At 51.3% G+C, this 16,135-nt stretch carries 15 protein-coding genes; 5 read left to right on the forward strand and 10 right to left on the reverse strand.

The annotated features are described in order from the left end of the window. The first annotated feature begins 35 nt into the window (after positions 1-35). Both ACJJIL_RS20485 and ACJJIL_RS20490 read left to right on the forward strand, forming a co-directional pair. Complete coding sequence (locus ACJJIL_RS20485) at positions 36-974, forward strand: NADP-dependent oxidoreductase (RefSeq protein WP_445360641.1); 939 nt, start codon at positions 36-38, stop codon at positions 972-974. A gap of 47 nt (positions 975-1,021) precedes the next feature. Then, a complete protein-coding gene (locus ACJJIL_RS20490) occupies positions 1,022-1,621 on the forward strand; it encodes a DUF1287 domain-containing protein (RefSeq protein ID WP_445360642.1) in 600 nt (199 codons plus the stop codon). A 27-nt stretch (positions 1,622-1,648) separates the two neighbouring features. On the opposite strand, the gene ACJJIL_RS20495 is transcribed toward ACJJIL_RS20490, so the two are convergent. From ACJJIL_RS20495 to ACJJIL_RS20505, 3 genes are all read right to left on the reverse strand, one after another. Beyond that, entirely contained in the window at positions 1,649-2,503 is an 855-nt protein-coding gene (locus ACJJIL_RS20495; protein WP_445360643.1) for an AraC family transcriptional regulator, read from the reverse strand. Positions 2,504-2,583: 80 nt separating this feature from the next. Continuing rightward, positions 2,584-2,886: a DUF1330 domain-containing protein gene (locus tag ACJJIL_RS20500; RefSeq protein ID WP_445360644.1), complete on the reverse strand. Its 303-nt coding sequence runs from the start codon at positions 2,884-2,886 to the stop codon at positions 2,584-2,586. 57 nt (positions 2,887-2,943) lie between these two features. After that, a complete protein-coding gene (locus ACJJIL_RS20505; protein ID WP_445360645.1) occupies positions 2,944-3,375 on the reverse strand; it encodes a DUF4345 domain-containing protein in 432 nt (143 codons plus the stop codon). Between the two features lie 209 nt (positions 3,376-3,584). Between ACJJIL_RS20505 and ACJJIL_RS20510 the strand changes: the two genes are divergently transcribed. The 3 genes from ACJJIL_RS20510 (at position 3,585) to ACJJIL_RS20520 (ending at position 7,140) form a co-directional block, all read left to right on the forward strand. Further along, positions 3,585-4,499 carry an SDR family NAD(P)-dependent oxidoreductase gene (locus ACJJIL_RS20510; RefSeq protein ID WP_445360646.1) on the forward strand — a complete coding sequence of 305 codons (915 nt, stop codon included), beginning with the start codon at positions 3,585-3,587 and terminating at the stop codon, positions 4,497-4,499. A gap of 117 nt (positions 4,500-4,616) precedes the next feature. After that, positions 4,617-6,524, forward strand: coding sequence for a multicopper oxidase family protein (locus tag ACJJIL_RS20515; RefSeq protein WP_445360647.1), 1,908 nt, complete (start codon positions 4,617-4,619; stop codon positions 6,522-6,524). A gap of 175 nt (positions 6,525-6,699) precedes the next feature. Beyond that, complete coding sequence (locus ACJJIL_RS20520) at positions 6,700-7,140, forward strand: nuclear transport factor 2-like protein (protein ID WP_445360648.1); 441 nt, start codon at positions 6,700-6,702, stop codon at positions 7,138-7,140. 295 nt (positions 7,141-7,435) lie between these two features. Here ACJJIL_RS20520 and ACJJIL_RS20525 read toward each other — a convergent pair whose 3' ends face one another. From ACJJIL_RS20525 to ACJJIL_RS20555, 7 genes are all read right to left on the reverse strand, one after another. Then, positions 7,436-8,335: a hydroxymethylglutaryl-CoA lyase gene (locus tag ACJJIL_RS20525; RefSeq protein WP_445360649.1), complete on the reverse strand. Its 900-nt coding sequence runs from the start codon at positions 8,333-8,335 to the stop codon at positions 7,436-7,438. After that, positions 8,335-10,335, reverse strand: a complete 2,001-nt coding sequence (locus ACJJIL_RS20530) for an acetyl/propionyl/methylcrotonyl-CoA carboxylase subunit alpha (RefSeq protein WP_445360650.1) — start codon at positions 10,333-10,335, stop codon at positions 8,335-8,337. The genes ACJJIL_RS20525 and ACJJIL_RS20530 overlap by 1 nt, the downstream gene beginning before the upstream one ends. Positions 10,336-10,340: 5 nt before the next feature. Beyond that, positions 10,341-11,138: an enoyl-CoA hydratase/isomerase family protein gene (locus tag ACJJIL_RS20535; RefSeq protein WP_282934596.1), complete on the reverse strand. Its 798-nt coding sequence runs from the start codon at positions 11,136-11,138 to the stop codon at positions 10,341-10,343. Between the two features lie 72 nt (positions 11,139-11,210). Next, complete coding sequence (locus ACJJIL_RS20540) at positions 11,211-12,818, reverse strand: carboxyl transferase domain-containing protein (RefSeq protein WP_371838961.1); 1,608 nt, start codon at positions 12,816-12,818, stop codon at positions 11,211-11,213. A gap of 118 nt (positions 12,819-12,936) precedes the next feature. Beyond that, complete coding sequence (locus ACJJIL_RS20545) at positions 12,937-14,106, reverse strand: isovaleryl-CoA dehydrogenase (RefSeq protein ID WP_108731530.1); 1,170 nt, start codon at positions 14,104-14,106, stop codon at positions 12,937-12,939. Between the two features lie 110 nt (positions 14,107-14,216). Beyond that, complete coding sequence (locus ACJJIL_RS20550; RefSeq protein ID WP_444911985.1) at positions 14,217-14,633, reverse strand: MerR family transcriptional regulator; 417 nt, start codon at positions 14,631-14,633, stop codon at positions 14,217-14,219. A 98-nt stretch (positions 14,634-14,731) separates the two neighbouring features. Then, entirely contained in the window at positions 14,732-15,844 is a 1,113-nt protein-coding gene (locus ACJJIL_RS20555) for a hypothetical protein (RefSeq protein WP_444895379.1), read from the reverse strand. Positions 15,845-16,135 lie beyond the last annotated feature (291 nt).

A 16,135-nucleotide genomic window follows, 5' to 3' on the forward strand; every position in this document is an offset into this window, starting at 1 on the left:
AAGCTATCAATCCTCTAATTTTAGAGCTCTGAAATATGCTAGCCGCTATTATCAGGTCTTATGGCAATCCCATCGAAATTGCAGAGATGCCTAAACCCTCACTGGATAAAAATAGTATTTTAGTAAAGGTTCAATCGGCCAGTATCAACCCCCTCGATAACTGGGCAATATCAGGTGCTTTACAAAATGTAATGCCTGTAAAAATGCCGCATATTGTCGGGTACGATGTTACTGGGACAGTAGTAGAAATTGGCAGCGCTGTCAGAAATTTTAAAATTGGCGATCTGATATTTGCACGCCCCGATACAAATCAAGCGGGTACGATTGCCGAATATACTTCAATCAAAGCAATGGACGCAGCTATCCGCCCCAGCAATCTTTCTAACAATGAGTGTGCCGCTTTCCCTCTCGTGGGTTTAACAGCCTGGCAATCTCTCGTTGAAGTGGGAAAGTTACAGAAAGGACAAAAAGTCCTTATTCATGCCGGCTCTGGCGGAGTCGGTACTATCGCTATTCAAATTGCCAAATATATAGGCGCCTTCGTAGCCACAACCACCAGTGATGCCAACTTTACATTAGTCAAACGGCTCGGTGCTGACACTGTTATCAATTATAAAACCGAAAAATTTGAGGAATTACTCGAGGATTATGACCTTGTACTCGACTCTTTAGGCGGAGAAGTATTAGAAAGGTCTGCCAAAGTTCTTAACAAACATGGTCTATTAGTATCAGTCTCCGTCAAAGCTAAAGGGTCATATACCTTAATTGAAAAGATGAGGCAGCGTCTCCAACTAGTCTATTCATGGCCAAGTGGCACTACTCTCGCAGAACTTGCTTCATTACTTGAGAAAGGATTTTTGAAACCGGTTATTGATAGAGTCTACCCCATACATGAAACTCAAGCCGCACTCGACTACCTAAATAAGGGAAGAGCCAAAGGTAAAATAGTTATTGATGTGTTGCAGGGTAAATAAACGATAGTATAGGATTTCAACCTAGACTCAAAAAAACTGGAGCCCTAGTGAAACGGATATTTCTATTTTTGGGTACCCTGATTTCTGCCGCCAGTTATGCACAAAATATAACTTTGGCCGAAGCTGCTCTGGAGCGAACCTATCATACGGTACGCTACGATCCTGCTTATGTGTCTATCCCCTATCCAAATGGAGATGTGCCGGCTGATACCGGTGTTTGTACCGACGTAGTGATTCGATCATTTAGGAAGCTGGGGATCGATTTGCAAAGAGAAGTTCACGAGGATATATCGGGTCATTTTCAAGCCTACCCGTCTAAACGCATTTGGGGACTTTCAAGGCCAGATAAAAATATTGATCATCGGCGAGTACCCAATCTACAGGCTTTTTTTACTCGCAAAGGGCAATCGCTCTCAATAAGTGACAAGGCAGAGGATTATCTACCAGGAGACATCGTTACCTGGATGCTTCCCGGTAATTTACCACATATCGGTATTGTGACTGCGAAACGCTCTCTAAAGACCAACCGGTACTTGGTCGCACACAATATCGGGGCTGGACCCGTGCTCGAAGACATGCTGTTTTCCTTTAAAATTACCGGGCATTACCGATACAACGCAGGTCAGGCAACCGAAAAGATTGAGTAGCGAAAAAACTAAGCTATTGCCAAGCGATTACGGCCTTTCTTTGACCGGGATATGGAGAAACATTTCCGCTGTCGGGCAGGTAACCTGATATCTGGGTGGGTACAGCTCAAAGTCTGGCCTCTCAATATAGTCGTAATTGGACTTTGGTAACCAGCTTCCCCAAATATACTTCAATGTCTGTTCCAGGGTGGTAATAGATCCGCGGTGAACAAATTTTGCATATAGCTGCTCCGGTAGTTCCCGCGCCACCATTCCCTCGGGTACCTGAGTCAGGTCGGCAACCGGCGCACAGCAGACATACTTAAACTGAATTTCATCACCCGCTTCCTCATAACATTCATAGATACCAAAAGATTCATCGCTGATACGATTGGGAATTTTATCCCTGTAGGGCCGAAATGCAGACCAGAGCTTTGGCAAGCTGAGATTTTCATGGTCGTATTCCTGCGCTACCCCCACCAATTGCATCGCTGGCCGCGAAATAATTTGTGGCTCCATGGACAACTCATTTTGCAAGAAGTGCAGCATATGAGGGCTAAATTGATCCTTATACAACAACCGAAAAGGATCCTGCTGCTTTCGATACTGTGCCGGGGTTACGTTAAATAAAGCTTTAAACGCGCGAGTAAACGCTTCTTGGGAGTCAAATTGGCACTCCATGGCAAGCTCAAGAATACCAATATCTTCACTCAACAACCTCTTTGCGGCGACGGTCAATCGGCGCTTACGCAAATACTCTTTCGGTGAGTCCCCCACTAATGCCTTAAAAATACGGCTGAAGTGGTAGGTGGAGTAATGAGAGGCAGCAGCAATTTCGTGAACAGAAATTTTGTCATATAGATGCTGCTCTACGAAGTTAATACTTTTAAAAAATCGCTGCATGAGAGGCTCCTTTGCTACCTGTTTACGTTGGGACGGTGAGATTCATGAGCAACACCTTCCCGCATTAGCTTGCCTTTAAATCAAATTCGTTCACTAGTGATAAAAAAGCGTAAATGGGCAAATGCCTTGTCCCTCAAAGGAATAATCGCCTGATAGGCTGGATCATTGAAGAATGCATAGATCGCCTCCCGATCTGGAAAAGATACCACAACAAATGCCTTTGGTGATCGACCTCCGTCCAAGGCCTCTTCCACATCATAAGAGGCAATAGGCACCCCCCCATACTGTTGCATTAATTGCAGAGCCAAACCTATATACTGCTGAAGAGCTTGCGATTCCTGTAAGTTTGGTGAAGACTCTATATGTAAAAATACTGGTAACAAAGTAATAACCTCTTAAGCATAAATGACGTTAGTTGCTCAACTAAGAACTTCTAATGACTAACTTTGAGAGGCCACTCGCCTATGCCAAAAAACTAGAAGTGGAACTATCGCAAGCTCAATAATCGTAGGCGGTAAGACCTGATCATCCACCAATCCAAATTCCAGAATATTACTTAAACGGCCCAGACCGCCAATGAAGAGGGATAAAGCCACGAAGTAAAACAATGCTTTATGTTTTTCGATATTGCTCAGGAAATACAGTAAAACCAACCCCTGGGCAAAGAAAACACCAAAGGCAAATCGATATTGATTATCCCCAAATCCTCTCAAGGGGCTATCCGGGCCAAAAATCATAGCGCCACCACTCAGGACAGCACTGCCATTCAGCCCTCCAAATGCACTGATACCCCCGGGTACAAAACAGATCACCGCCAGCACTACCACTAACAATTGGAAAATTTTTCTTTCTATAGAACTCGCCTGATTCATAGTGTCACCTTAGTTTGCCGTATTTGGAGTGATGACCTAATCATATTGGCCAGTAAGGCCCTATTTTTGATATTTCTTGCGGTCTTGGTATCCCACTAAGACAGCAAGAAATATCAAAAGACGAGGCGCTTAACCACTTATCTTTCCCTCCAACAGCCGGGTATATCCATATCCGGGTACCAGTTCCCAATATCCACAGAGACAGAAAGATGATTAAGAGTGTTTTGATTACCGGAGCGAATGCAGGCTTAGGCAGGGAGTGCGCCAAGCAACTGGCGGAATACCAGCAGATCAACAAGATCTATCTCGGCTGCCGCAATCTGCACAAAGCCAAGGAAGCCCAGGCCGAGCTGGTGGCGGAAACAGGCAGGAATATCTTCGAAGTTTTTCTAATCGATGTCGCGGATCAACAATCTGTGAAAGAGGCAGTTAACAACCTGGACTCCCCAGTTGATGCTTTGGTTATGAATGCTGGCGGTACCGGGGGGAAAGAGTTTTACGACAAGACCCCCGAGGGAGTCACACAAATTTTCGCCGTCAACCTGCTCGGGCATGCACTACTGACTAACGAGTTACTGAAAGCCAATAAATTAACCCAGACTGCTATCTACGCCGGCTCTGAGGCCGCTCGCGGTGTAAAAGAGATGGGTATGAAGCGACCAGAGCTGAAAAGCGCCTCTGTGGAGGAATTTATGCAGATCTGTGAGGGAGAGCTCTACGCCAGTACCAAAGACGCTACGGTACCCTATGGTCCGATAAAGTATATGGGCGCCCTATGGATGTCCTCCATGGCGCGGGAATTCCCCCATATCCGCTTCGTAACCATGAGCCCCGGGGCTACTGTAGGCACAGAGGGCTTCAATACACTGTCGTTATTCAAGCAATATATGATGAAGGGCATGATGCGGATTATGCTGCTATTAGGCAAAGTCCACAAAGTAGAGATAGGCGCCAAGCGCTATATCGATGCCCTGCTAGATACAAGATCCTTCCGCACAGGTATTTTTTACGGCAGTGAACGCGGATTGACAGGACCTCTAGGTGAACAGCGGAAACTTTTCCCTGACCTGGACAACCCGACCTATCAGGACAATGCCAAAACGGCGATCAATCGCTTTATCTAATGAAAGTTCGCATCAGGGAAGGGCCCTATACACCCTTCCCTGCCTCCAAGTTAACTCCACCGATACCGCTTGTTTACCTATACTTGACTGTTAAATACTTACTGCTAAAAACAGCCAATGTTTCGGGTAATCTTTTCCCTGCTGTTGTTAATTCCCCTTGCCCTGACTACAGCTGAAGATGTGGATCAAGCAACTCCCCTGCGGCTGCTGGATCCAGCAACTGTGGATAAGTTTGTCAATGAACTGCCAATACCTGTAGAAATCCACCCTCAGGGCTCAGCCCCGATTAAACTACCCGCCCGCCCCACTGAAGTTTGGATGGGGCTACGGGATAAGGAAGGCAAACGTTTAATGACAAAGGCCTGGGGTTTTGAATATGCAGGTCGCATCCACTCTCCTGGCCCTACTATTCGCGCCCGAGAAGGCCAACTGGTATTTGTACACTGGGCCAATGAGCTACCGGGTCCGCATCTATTTCCTGTGGATCGATCCATTCACCTCGCCGACGTAAAAGATCCAAAAGCTGTACCTATGGTTATCCACCTTCACGGCGGGCATACAGAGTGGAAAAGTGACGGCAACCCCCTCGCTTGGTACACCCGCAATTATCGTGAGACGGGACCATTATTTGAGAAAAGGATTTACGAATACGACAACTCCCAGGATGCCGCCACTATCTGGTATCACGATCACACCCTGGGCATGACGCGCCTTAATGTTTACGCAGGTCTATTCGGTTTTTACCTGGTTGGCGATGACAATGAAGACCGCCTGATACAGGAGAAGCTGCTCCCTGCAGAAGAGCGCACTTTTGTAGCCGCTATTACAAACAGCTTGTTTAGCTCCGATGGGCAGCTGTATTTTCCTGGCTGGAGGGACCAGCCTCCATCACCGGTTTCCCATGAGGTGGTTAAGGCCAACTGGCCCAATCCGTCCCATCTCGACGAATTTTTTGGCAATTTTATTCTGGTAAACGGTATGACCTGGCCCAAAGTCAGTGTCACTCCACACGTCTATCGATTGCGATTACTCAACGCATCCGATACCCGCACACTGATACTCAGGATCGACGAAAATACACCCTTTGTACAAGTCGGCGGTGACGGCGGATTTCTCGATTACCCTGTAAAATTGAACGAGTTGATATTGGCACCCGCAGAGCGAGCAGATGTTTTAGTAGATTTCAGCGGTTATGAAGGGCGTGAACTAACACTGCGAAACTTTGGACCGGATGTCCCTTTTAAAGGCTTTGTAGAGGCCAATGACCCAAAGAGTTCGATTCCACTGGTCTACAACCCGGGAGGTAAACGCGTATTAAGCGATGGGCGCGGCGGCATCACACCAGCTACCGATCCAAATACTACAGGCCAGATCCTACAATTCCATATTGCTTCAACACCGATAAACACCCCTTCTAGTAAACAGAAATCAGAGATTAAAAATACCATTGGAGATTTAAAACTCACCCTAAATACTCCCTTGCGCGCCCCACTTAATAGGCTTAGCCAAGCCAGTCGCACACGACAACTTGCCACCTACCGGTTGGACGATCCCTACGGCCGCAACCTACTCATGTTAGGTCCAGTAAAGGAGGGCTCCCTATTTTTTGAAGACCCTACTACAGAAATAATCCAACACAACGCCGTTGAGATCTGGGAAATATACAACCCTACCGTATCGGCTCATCCAATCCATATTCATCTGGTGGAATTCCAGGTACTGGATCGCCAGCCTTTTAAAGGAAAACTTATTGCCAAGCAGCAGAAATTTATGCATACAGATAAGATAATTCAGGGTGCACGCCTGGAAATAGAATCTCTACAGGGAAAACCCCTTCCACCACAACCAGAAGAAAGCGGCCCCAAAGATACGGTCATCGCCCTTCCCGGCCAAGTAACACGGGTAATTGCGCGCTTTGATCGAGAAGGCCTCTATGTATGGCACTGTCATCTGCTCTCCCATGAGGATTACGATATGATGAGACCGTTTAGGGTGTTGGCGCCAAAGCCAATAAACAACCAGTAATCTATTAACCTCTAATCTCAGATAAAGAGTAAACACCTAAAAACTAATCGATAAGCCGAACAATAAATAAGACAGCAAGAAAAAGAATAGAACCAAACAACATTATCAATGGTTACAATCATCCAAGAAAACCAACAATAACTCGGAATTGATCTGTACAAAATAAGTAATTACGATGAAAAAACTAATAATATTATTATTTTTTACACTGGCATCAGGGGCAATTGCCAATGAAATACCGGAATTAACAAAGGAAAAATTGAAGAAAAAAGCTGTCCTTATCAATGAGCTACAAAACAAAATGCTGATGAAGGGATCGACAGTCGAAGATATCGACAAACTATTTTCTCACTACACAGACGACTTTATCTATATCCATGAAGTTTATGGCGGCACCTACACCAAAGAGCACCTATACAACAACTCCATAAAGTATTTAAAGGAGGGAGAATATCAAATGACTGGCGCTAGATATAAAATTATATCAATCATCGCTGGTTACAAAGCAGTCTCACTTGAGCGGCAACAAACCTATCAAGGCGTCACCTCTAACCACTTAACAGTATTTGAATTTGAGGGTGATCAGATTTCTAGGATTATTGAATACTGGAAATAGGAATCTAATGAAATGTTTGATTATAGAGCTCTATACATGTCTCTAAATCTATCACTCTACATGTCGTTAATTTCTGTCAATAAAAATCAACAACCAAGAGGGGATATTATTTCTCTAAGCGGGAAGCTGAGCAGACGCTTAAGGATTGAAATTTAAGAATTAACTGAGAAGGGGTGAGGCAAAATATCTTAGAACAGGCAACCCTGTTTATTTTAGCTCTGACAAAAATGATTCTAAAATTATCTAAAAGGTTCTCTCCAGAAAAAACACTCTCTGGAGAGAACCCACTACTCACTCAGCAGGGCACCAAAGCCTTAGCCACACGAGAGTTGGTCTCCCTTCCCAGTTGTCCAGAAATAAAGTTCCCAGCCTCTGCCAGCAACTGTATATCTACGCCGGTTTCAATACCCATGCCATTGAGCATATAAAGCACATCCTCACTGGCAACATTACCAGAAGCGCCGCGGGCATAGGGACAGCCGCCCAGGCCGGCTACGGCGGAATCTACTACTGCGACCCCCATTTGTAAGGCCGCGTAGATATTGGCCAACGCCTGGCCGTAGGTATCGTGGAAATGCACAGCAAGTTTTTCCACGGGCACGCGGGCCATCACCTGCTCCAGCATACGCTTGGCGGCTTCCGGGGTGCCGACACCAATGGTGTCGCCGAGAGAAATTTCGTAGCAGCCCATTTCCAATAGAGCAGCACTAACTTCTGCCACTTTGGCCGGATCAATATCGCCTTCATAGGGGCAACCGAGCACGCAGGATACGTATCCGCGCACGGGTATACCGTCTTGCTTGGCTTTTTCCACCAGTGGACGGAAGCGCTCAAGACTCTCAGCAATACTACAATTAATATTTTTCTGGGTGAAGGCTTCTGAGGCCGCGCCGAATACGGCGACCTCATCTGCTTTGGCTTCCACTGCACGCTCATAGCCTTTTAAGTTTGGCGTGAGCGCGCTGTAGATAACTCCGTCTTTGCGCTGGATACCCGCCAGCACTTCCTCGCTGGCGGCCATTTGCGGTACCCACTTGGGGCTGACAAAACTGCCGGCTTCAATAACCGACAGCCCACTGGCACTGAGCTTGTCCACCAGAGCGATACGGGTTTCCACAGAGATAGGCTGCTTTTCATTTTGCAGCCCATCGCGGGGGCCCACTTCGACGATTTTGACCTGTTTGGGCAAAGTCATTATTGCTCCTCCCCGGCAAAATCCACCAGCAGACTACCGCCATCCACTAATTCACCTTCGGCACAGAAGAACTGCTGCACGGTCCCGGCGGCTGGAGCCCGCAGGGTGTGTTCCATTTTCATGGCTTCCATTACCAGTAGCGGCTGGTCTTTTTCCACCGTAGAGCCGGGCTCAACCAGCAGCGAAATTATGGTGCCGTTCATGGGGGCATCGAGGCCGTGGGCCTGGTCATTGCTCTCACCGATATCCGGTGGCAACAGCTTGAATTCCACTTGAGTGCCATCGATAAATACAGCACCGCCATCGCGGGTATCCACGGCGGAGAAACTCATGCGGCGGCCATCCACCAACATCAAGTCGCGTCCCGGCAGCAGGCGAATCTCACCGCTGTTTTGTTCCTCAGGCAAGGCATCGCAAGTCCAGCGCAGGCTATCGCCCTCCGCAACAAAGCGAATTTGAGCGTGCTGGCCACGGTAGTCCACCGTCTGGGTGCGACTGCCAGCCAGAGCATTGCGCCAGTTATCGCCATTGTGCCAAGGAGAGAAAGGATCCCGCTGCGGTGCGCTATTGCGCAGATCGCGCTCTTCACGCTGCTGCAAATAACCGGCAATAGCAGCACATTTCAGCGGCGTCAGTGTCTGCTCCTGGTGCAGTACTTCCGCCTCGTAGTCCTCGATAAAGTGCGTCGAAATACAACCGCTGGCAAATGCCTGGTGATTGATCACTCGGCGCAGGAATTCGATATTGTGGCGCACACCGGCAATTTGATAATCACGCAGTGCGCGATCCAATTTGGCCAGGGCTTCTTTGCGGGTGCGGCCGTGGCAGATTAATTTGGCGATCATCGGGTCGTAATGCACGCTGATTTCATCGCCGGTCTGCACACCGGTATCCACTCGCACACCCTCGCCTTCCGCCGGGGGCTGGTGGCGCACCAACACGCCCGTTGCCGGCAGGAAATCATTGTCCGGGTCTTCGGCGTAGATCCGCACTTCCATGGCGTGGCCGTTGATCTGCAGCTCATCCTGGCTCATGGGCAGGGTATCGCCAGCGGCAACTGACAGCTGCCAGGCCACCAGGTCCTGGTCGGTGATCATTTCCGTCACCGGGTGCTCCACCTGCAGGCGGGTATTCATTTCCATAAAGTAGAAGGCACCGCTGGCATCCAGCAGGAACTCCACCGTGCCGGCCCCCACGTAACCAATCGCGTGGGCCGCGCGCAGGGCCGCTTCACCCATGCGGGCGCGCAGCTCCGGAGCCATGCCCGGTGCGGGAGCTTCTTCCACTACTTTTTGGTGGCGGCGCTGCACCGAGCAATCCCGTTCAAACAGGTAGACGCCATTGCCCTGCTGATCACAGAACACCTGGATTTCCACGTGGCGGGGACTCACCACATAGCGCTCTAGCAACATAATGTCGTCGCCAAAGGCATTCATGGCCTCACGCTTGGCAGCGGCCAGAGCTTCGTGGAATTCATCGGCACTGTCGACACGGCGCATGCCCTTACCACCGCCGCCGGCAGCAGCTTTCAGCAATACCGGGTAACCGATGCGATTGGCATGGCCTTCCAACAGCTCTTCATTTTGATTGGTGCCATGGTAACCGGGCACCAGGGGCACATTGGCCTCTTCCATAATACGCTTGGCTGCGGACTTGGAGCCCATCGCCTCAATCGCGCCGATGGGTGGGCCGACAAAAATAATGCCGTTGCTATCGCAGGCGCGGCAAAACTCCGCGTTTTCCGACAGGAAGCCATAACCCGGATGGATGGCATCGGCACCAGTCTGCTTGGCAGCACCCAATACTTTGTCGATATCCAGATACGAATCCCTGGCCGGGGCCGGACCCAGGTGCACCGCTTCGTCCGCCATCTGCACATGCAGAGCGTCGGCATCCGCATCGGAATAAACGGCGACAGTGGCCACCCCCAGGCGGCGCGCGGTCTTGATAATGCGACAGGCAATTTCGCCGCGATTAGCTATTAACAGTTTGCGAATCATAAAAATTACCCTTCGCTACCATTCATCCAACTGGGTGCACGCTTTTCCAAAAACGCACTCAACCCTTCCTGTCCTTCCGGCGACACACGCACGGCAGCGATCAGCGCGCTGGTCTGGCCCTGCAATTCATCGTTGATAACCCGGTTGGACATGGACATAGCCAGTTGCTTGGCCATGGCGACTGCCTTGGGGCCATTGTCGGCAATGGCATTCACTAATTTCTGCACATGCAGGTCCAGATCAGCCTCGGCACAGACTTCGGATACCAAACCGATCTGTTCCGCGCGCTCGGCGGGGAAACGTTCCGCTGTGACAAAGTAACGACGCGCATGGCGAGTGCCGATAGCATTGATGACATAGGGACTGATGGTGGCGGGCAGCAACCCGATTTTGACTTCGGACAAACAGAAGCTGGCGCGCTCAGAGGCCACGGCCATATCGCAGCAGCTCACCAGGCCCACGGCCCCGCCAAAAGCGGCGCCCTGTACTCGCGCAATGGTGGGCGCAGGAAAAGTGTCGAGCTTGTACAGCATGGCGGCGAGCGCAGCTGCGTCGCGGCGGTTTTCCTCTTCTGAATAAGTCGCCATGCGCTTCATCCAGTTGAGGTCGGCTCCGGCAGAAAAGCTCTTGCCATTGGAGGCCAGTACCAACACACGTACAGCGGGGTTTTGCGCCAGGGTGTCAAAGGTGGTGGCCAGCTCGTGGATCAGTTCATCATCAAAAGCGTTGTGGATTTCCGGCCGGTTCAGGGTGACCGTGGCCACGCCCTCGCTATCCACTTCGCACAGCAATTTATCGCTCATTGTAATTCCTCGATTGGGGCGTCTATCAAAAGCGGCACCGGAACATTTCGCTGGCGCCGCAACCACGGTTCCTTACATGCGGAACACGCCGAACTTGGTCTCTTCCGGTTCCTTGTGGCTGGCCGCCGCCAGGCACAGACCGAGCACGCGGCGGGTATCCGCCGGATCGATAACGCCGTCATCCCACAAGCGCGCGGAGGCGTAGTATGGGTGCCCCTGGTGTTCGTAGTTATCCACAATCGGCTGCTTAAACTGGCGCTCTTCCTCTTCGCTCCAGGATTCCCCTCGGGCGGCCATCTGGTCGCGCTTCACCTGGGCCAATACGCCAGCAGCCTGTTCCCCTCCCATAACCGAGATACGCGCATTGGGCCACATAAACAGGAAGTTGGGATCGTAGGCGCGGCCACACATACCGTAGTTACCGGCGCCGAAAGAGCCGCCGATAAGGATGGTAATTTTGGGCACCTTGGCGGTAGCGACAGCGGTCACCATCTTGGCGCCGTGTTTGGCGATACCGCCCGCCTCGTACTGCTTGCCCACCATGAAACCAGTGATATTTTGCAGGAAAACCAATGGAATCTTGCGCTGCGCGCACAACTCAATAAAGTGCGCGCCCTTCTGCGCACTCTCCGCAAACAGGATGCCATTATTGGCAACAATTCCCACCGGATAGCCCTGGATACGGGCAAAACCGGTTACCAGGGTGGTGCCGTACAACGCTTTAAATTCATCGAACTCAGATCCGTCCACAACCCGCGCTATAATCTCGCGCACGTCAAACGGCTGGCGCGAATCTTTGGGCACCACGCCGTAAATGTCTTCCGGTGGATAAATCGGCTCCACAGGCTTTTGGATATCCAGGCCAGGATTTTTGATACGGTTCAGGCGAGCTACAGAGCGGCGCGCTAACTGCAGGGCGTGTACATCATTATTGGCGTAGTGATCGGAAACCCCGGAAGTGCGACAGTGCACCTCGGCACCGCCAAGTTCCTCCGCGGAAACTTCTTCACCGGTGGCCGCTTTCACCAGGGGCGGGCCCGCCAGGAAGATGGTGGCCTGCTCTTTCACCATAATGGATTCGTCTGCCATGGCCGGCACATAGGCTCCACCGGCGGTGCAGCTACCCATAACCACCGCGATCTGCGGAATATTCTGTGCAGAGAGATTGGCTTGGTTAAAGAAGATGCGACCGAAGTGCTCACGGTCTGGGAAAACGTCGTCCTGGCGCGGCAAATTAGCACCACCGGAATCCACCAGGTAAATGCATGGCAGATTGTTCTGCTCGGCGATGGTCTGCGCGCGCAGGTGTTTTTTTACTGTGAGGGGATAATAGGTTCCACCTTTTACAGTGGCATCGTTAGCTACTATCACACAGGGCTGACCGGAAACGGTGCCAATACCGGTAATAATACCCGCGGCCGGAACATCCTCACCGTAAACCTCGTGAGCCGCCAGCTGGGAGAATTCCATAAAAGGGCTACCCGGATCGAGCAGCGCATCGATACGGTCCCGTGGCAATAATTTTCCTCGCGCCAGGTGTTTTTCCCTTGCGCGCTCGCCGCCGCCCTGGGCGATGGCTTCCACTTTCTCGCGCAGGTCTGCCACCAGCGCCTGCATCTGCTCGCGGTTTTCGCCAAAGGCGGCGTCGCGCGTGTTTATTTTGCTCTGCAACTGATTCATAAAGTCCGATTCACTTTCCCGGAGAAAAGACCTCCACAGGGCGCAGCTTATTGCCGCAGTGCCCGGCTGGAGACAGCTGCCGCCGACAGGCGCCGGCGGCGAGAAGAAATGCCCAGCCTTAGCGGGTCTCTTTAAACAGCTCGCGACCAATCAGCATACGGCGCACTTCAGAAGTGCCCGCGCCGATTTCGTAGAGCTTGGCATCGCGCAGCAGACGACCAGTGGCGTACTCGTTGATGTAGCCATTGCCGCCCAGTGTCTGGATAGCCTGCAGGGCCATCTGTGTTGCGCGCTCCGCAGTAAACAGGATTACAGCGGCGGCGTCCTTGCGCGAGTCCTCACCGCGATCACAAGCCCGGGCCACAGCGTACAAGTAAGAGCGGCTGGCATTCAGGTCAGCGTACATATCGGCGATCTTGCCCTGCATCAGCTGGAACTCACCGATGGCCTTGCCGAACTGCTTGCGCTCGTGAATATAGGGAACCACCACATCCAGGCAGGCCTGCATAATTCCGACAGGGCCTCCAGAGAGAATCGTGCGCTCGTAGTCGAGACCGCTCATCAATACGCGTACACCGCCGTTCAGTTCACCGAGGATATTTTCTTCCGGCACTTCACAGTCTTCGAACACCAGCTCACAGGTGTTGGAACCGCGCATGCCCAGCTTGTCGAGCTTTTGCGCCTGGGAGAAGCCGGCAAAACCGCGCTCAACGATAAATGCAGTGATACCACCGGAGCTGATGCCCGGCTCAGTGCGAGCGTAGATCACATAGGTATCGGCATCGGGACCGTTGGTGATCCACATTTTATTGCCGTTCAAAATAAAGCGATCACCGCGCTTCTCGGCGCGCAGTTGCAGACTTACCACGTCGGAACCGGAGTTGGGTTCACTCATGGCCAAGGCGCCTACATGTTCACCGGAACATAGCTTGGGCAGGTACTTGAGCTTCTGCTCGCGGGTACCATTTTTACGGATCTGGTTTACGCACAGATTGGAGTGGGCACCGTAGGACAAGCCCACAGAAGCAGAGGCGCGGGAAATCTCTTCCATGGCCACAGCGTGTGCCAGGTAACCCATATTGGAACCGCCGAACTCCTCTTCCACGGTCATGCCCAGCAGACCCAGCTCGCCAAACTTTTTCCACATATCCGCAGGAAACAGATTGTCTTCATCGATCTGCGCCGCGCGCGGGGCCAGCTCCGCCTGGCAGAACTTGTAAACCATGTCACGGAGCATATCGATGTCTTCACCGAGACCGAAATTCAGGGTTGGGTAGGAGGTGTTCATAACGGCTCCACTGATATTTAAAAATGTCTTTAATTCAAATAACCGCCTTGGCGGCTGTTCAATACCACATGAGGCAACTGCGCCACTCTTGGCACAGTGCCGAAATCTGTTTAGGAAACGCTGCTGTCATCGCTTTGCGCCAGGGACTCACGGGCCCTGGATTCAGCTTCATCCAACTCTTCCATCAGGCTTTCGATATCCCGCAGTTGCTGTTGTAACTGCAGTCGCTTTTGCGCGATGCGCTCCAATAGACGGTGCAACTGCTCTACATTGCCGTGGGCCGGGTCGTACATATCGATAATTTCGCGGCTCTCATCCAGGGAGAATCCCAGCCGCTTTCCGCGCAGAATCAGCTTTAGGCGCACACGCTCTTCGGGACTATAGACGCGAGTCTGGCCGCGACGCTCCGGATTGAGCAGGCCCTTGTCCTCATAGAAGCGGATGGCGCGAGTAGTGATATCGAACTCCCGCGCCAGCTCGGAAATGCTGTAACTATGGGGCTCCATTTGGCTTGCTTCTGCTTTCATAACGACTTCCTCAAGATGCCATCAAGCCTAGCAAGAGTTTACGTTAACGTAAACGTAAAGCACGCGCCAAAAAAGAACCCTAAGGCACTTCCAGTCACTTAGCCTACGGGGGTCCTGTGGGGAGTAGACTCAGCGCCGAGCAGCTGTTGCAACTGATTGTTGAGAAGTTTTTGATAGGAAGGGGTTAGGCCGGTCACCTCCAATGCCCAACCGGCACCGTGGTGCTCAATTCGCCCCACCAGGGAACTGTCCTCAAGAAGTTCCGGGTGCAAAAACAAGCCACGGGACTGGTTGAGTAGCTGATCGGCACAGAAATCCGGACTCTGTGGCTGGGATGGGACTACCGCCAGAGCCAGCTTCAAACCGGTCGCACGGCTAACGCTCTGCATCTCCCGCAGCAATAAACCACAGCAGACTGCGCGGAAGGCCGCATCAGTTCCAGAGAAATCCAGGCCGATCTGTGGCCCAGCGCAACTCAGGGGGGTGGCACCGTATATGCGCTGCAGCAAACGCATACGTCCATCTAGCTCCCGCTGCAAACCCTCCAGGGCGCTGCGACTTAACTGGTTGCCCAACTGCGCCCAGTTGAGGGGGCGAAGATAAAGCCCAACGCTGGGCTCGGTAACTTCAGCTACAGCTTGAGCAGACTCAGTAACTTGTGCGGGCAATTTGCGCTCCCGGGACAAGCTACCGGTAAGCAGGGCCGCAGCTGCACTAAATGGCAGGGCAAAAACGAGGGTCAGCAACAAGCTGGCCCAAGGGAAGGTAACGGAATTACCGGGCTCAAACGCTACGGTAATATTGCCGGCAATACTATCGTGCAGGACCACTGGCTCGGTGATCGTCTCCCCCTCTTTCAGGTCCCCCACTTCGGCCAGGGAATTCGATTCCACATCCTCAATTAAAATGCCAGAAACCATTGGAAGCTCCAGCAGTTGGCGAGCGATCAGCTGTAAGCTGATACGATCCCCGGCCACAATACTCTCCAGGCTCTGCCCCGCGAGAATAGTTGCTGCCGCCTTCGCGGTAACTCTGTCTCGCTCTATCTGGCCGGTGCGCTGCTGACCATAAAAATGCCCCAGTGCCGCCGCACAGAATATTGCCAGTGTTAGCCAGATAACCAGTGCCAATAAACGCTGGCGGGCGCGTTTGGACAACTGTGCTAATTGAGCCGGTATTTTGCGAAGAATAGATACAATGGAAACTGACATAAACGGCGGCAGACATCTTGCGTATTGTTTTTTTACTATTGCCCCAGCTGTTTTGGAGCAGCGAGCATTTTAACGGTAGGCACCAAAATTGTGCATACCCAATTAATTCCTGAGCGATTGGTAAAGCAGATGGCGAAATAGTTCAATTCAACTCGCACAATTCGAAAAGGAATTTTACTCCCCATTCGAACTGAGCCCATTAAAAACCCTGCTGACCGGCAATCAATGAAATTAAAGCCCGGCAATTTTAGCGAAGAATCTCATAAGAGCTATAATGCGCCGGACATTTAA

It is taken from the genome of Microbulbifer maximicatervae (SeqCode), assembly GCF_052468095.1.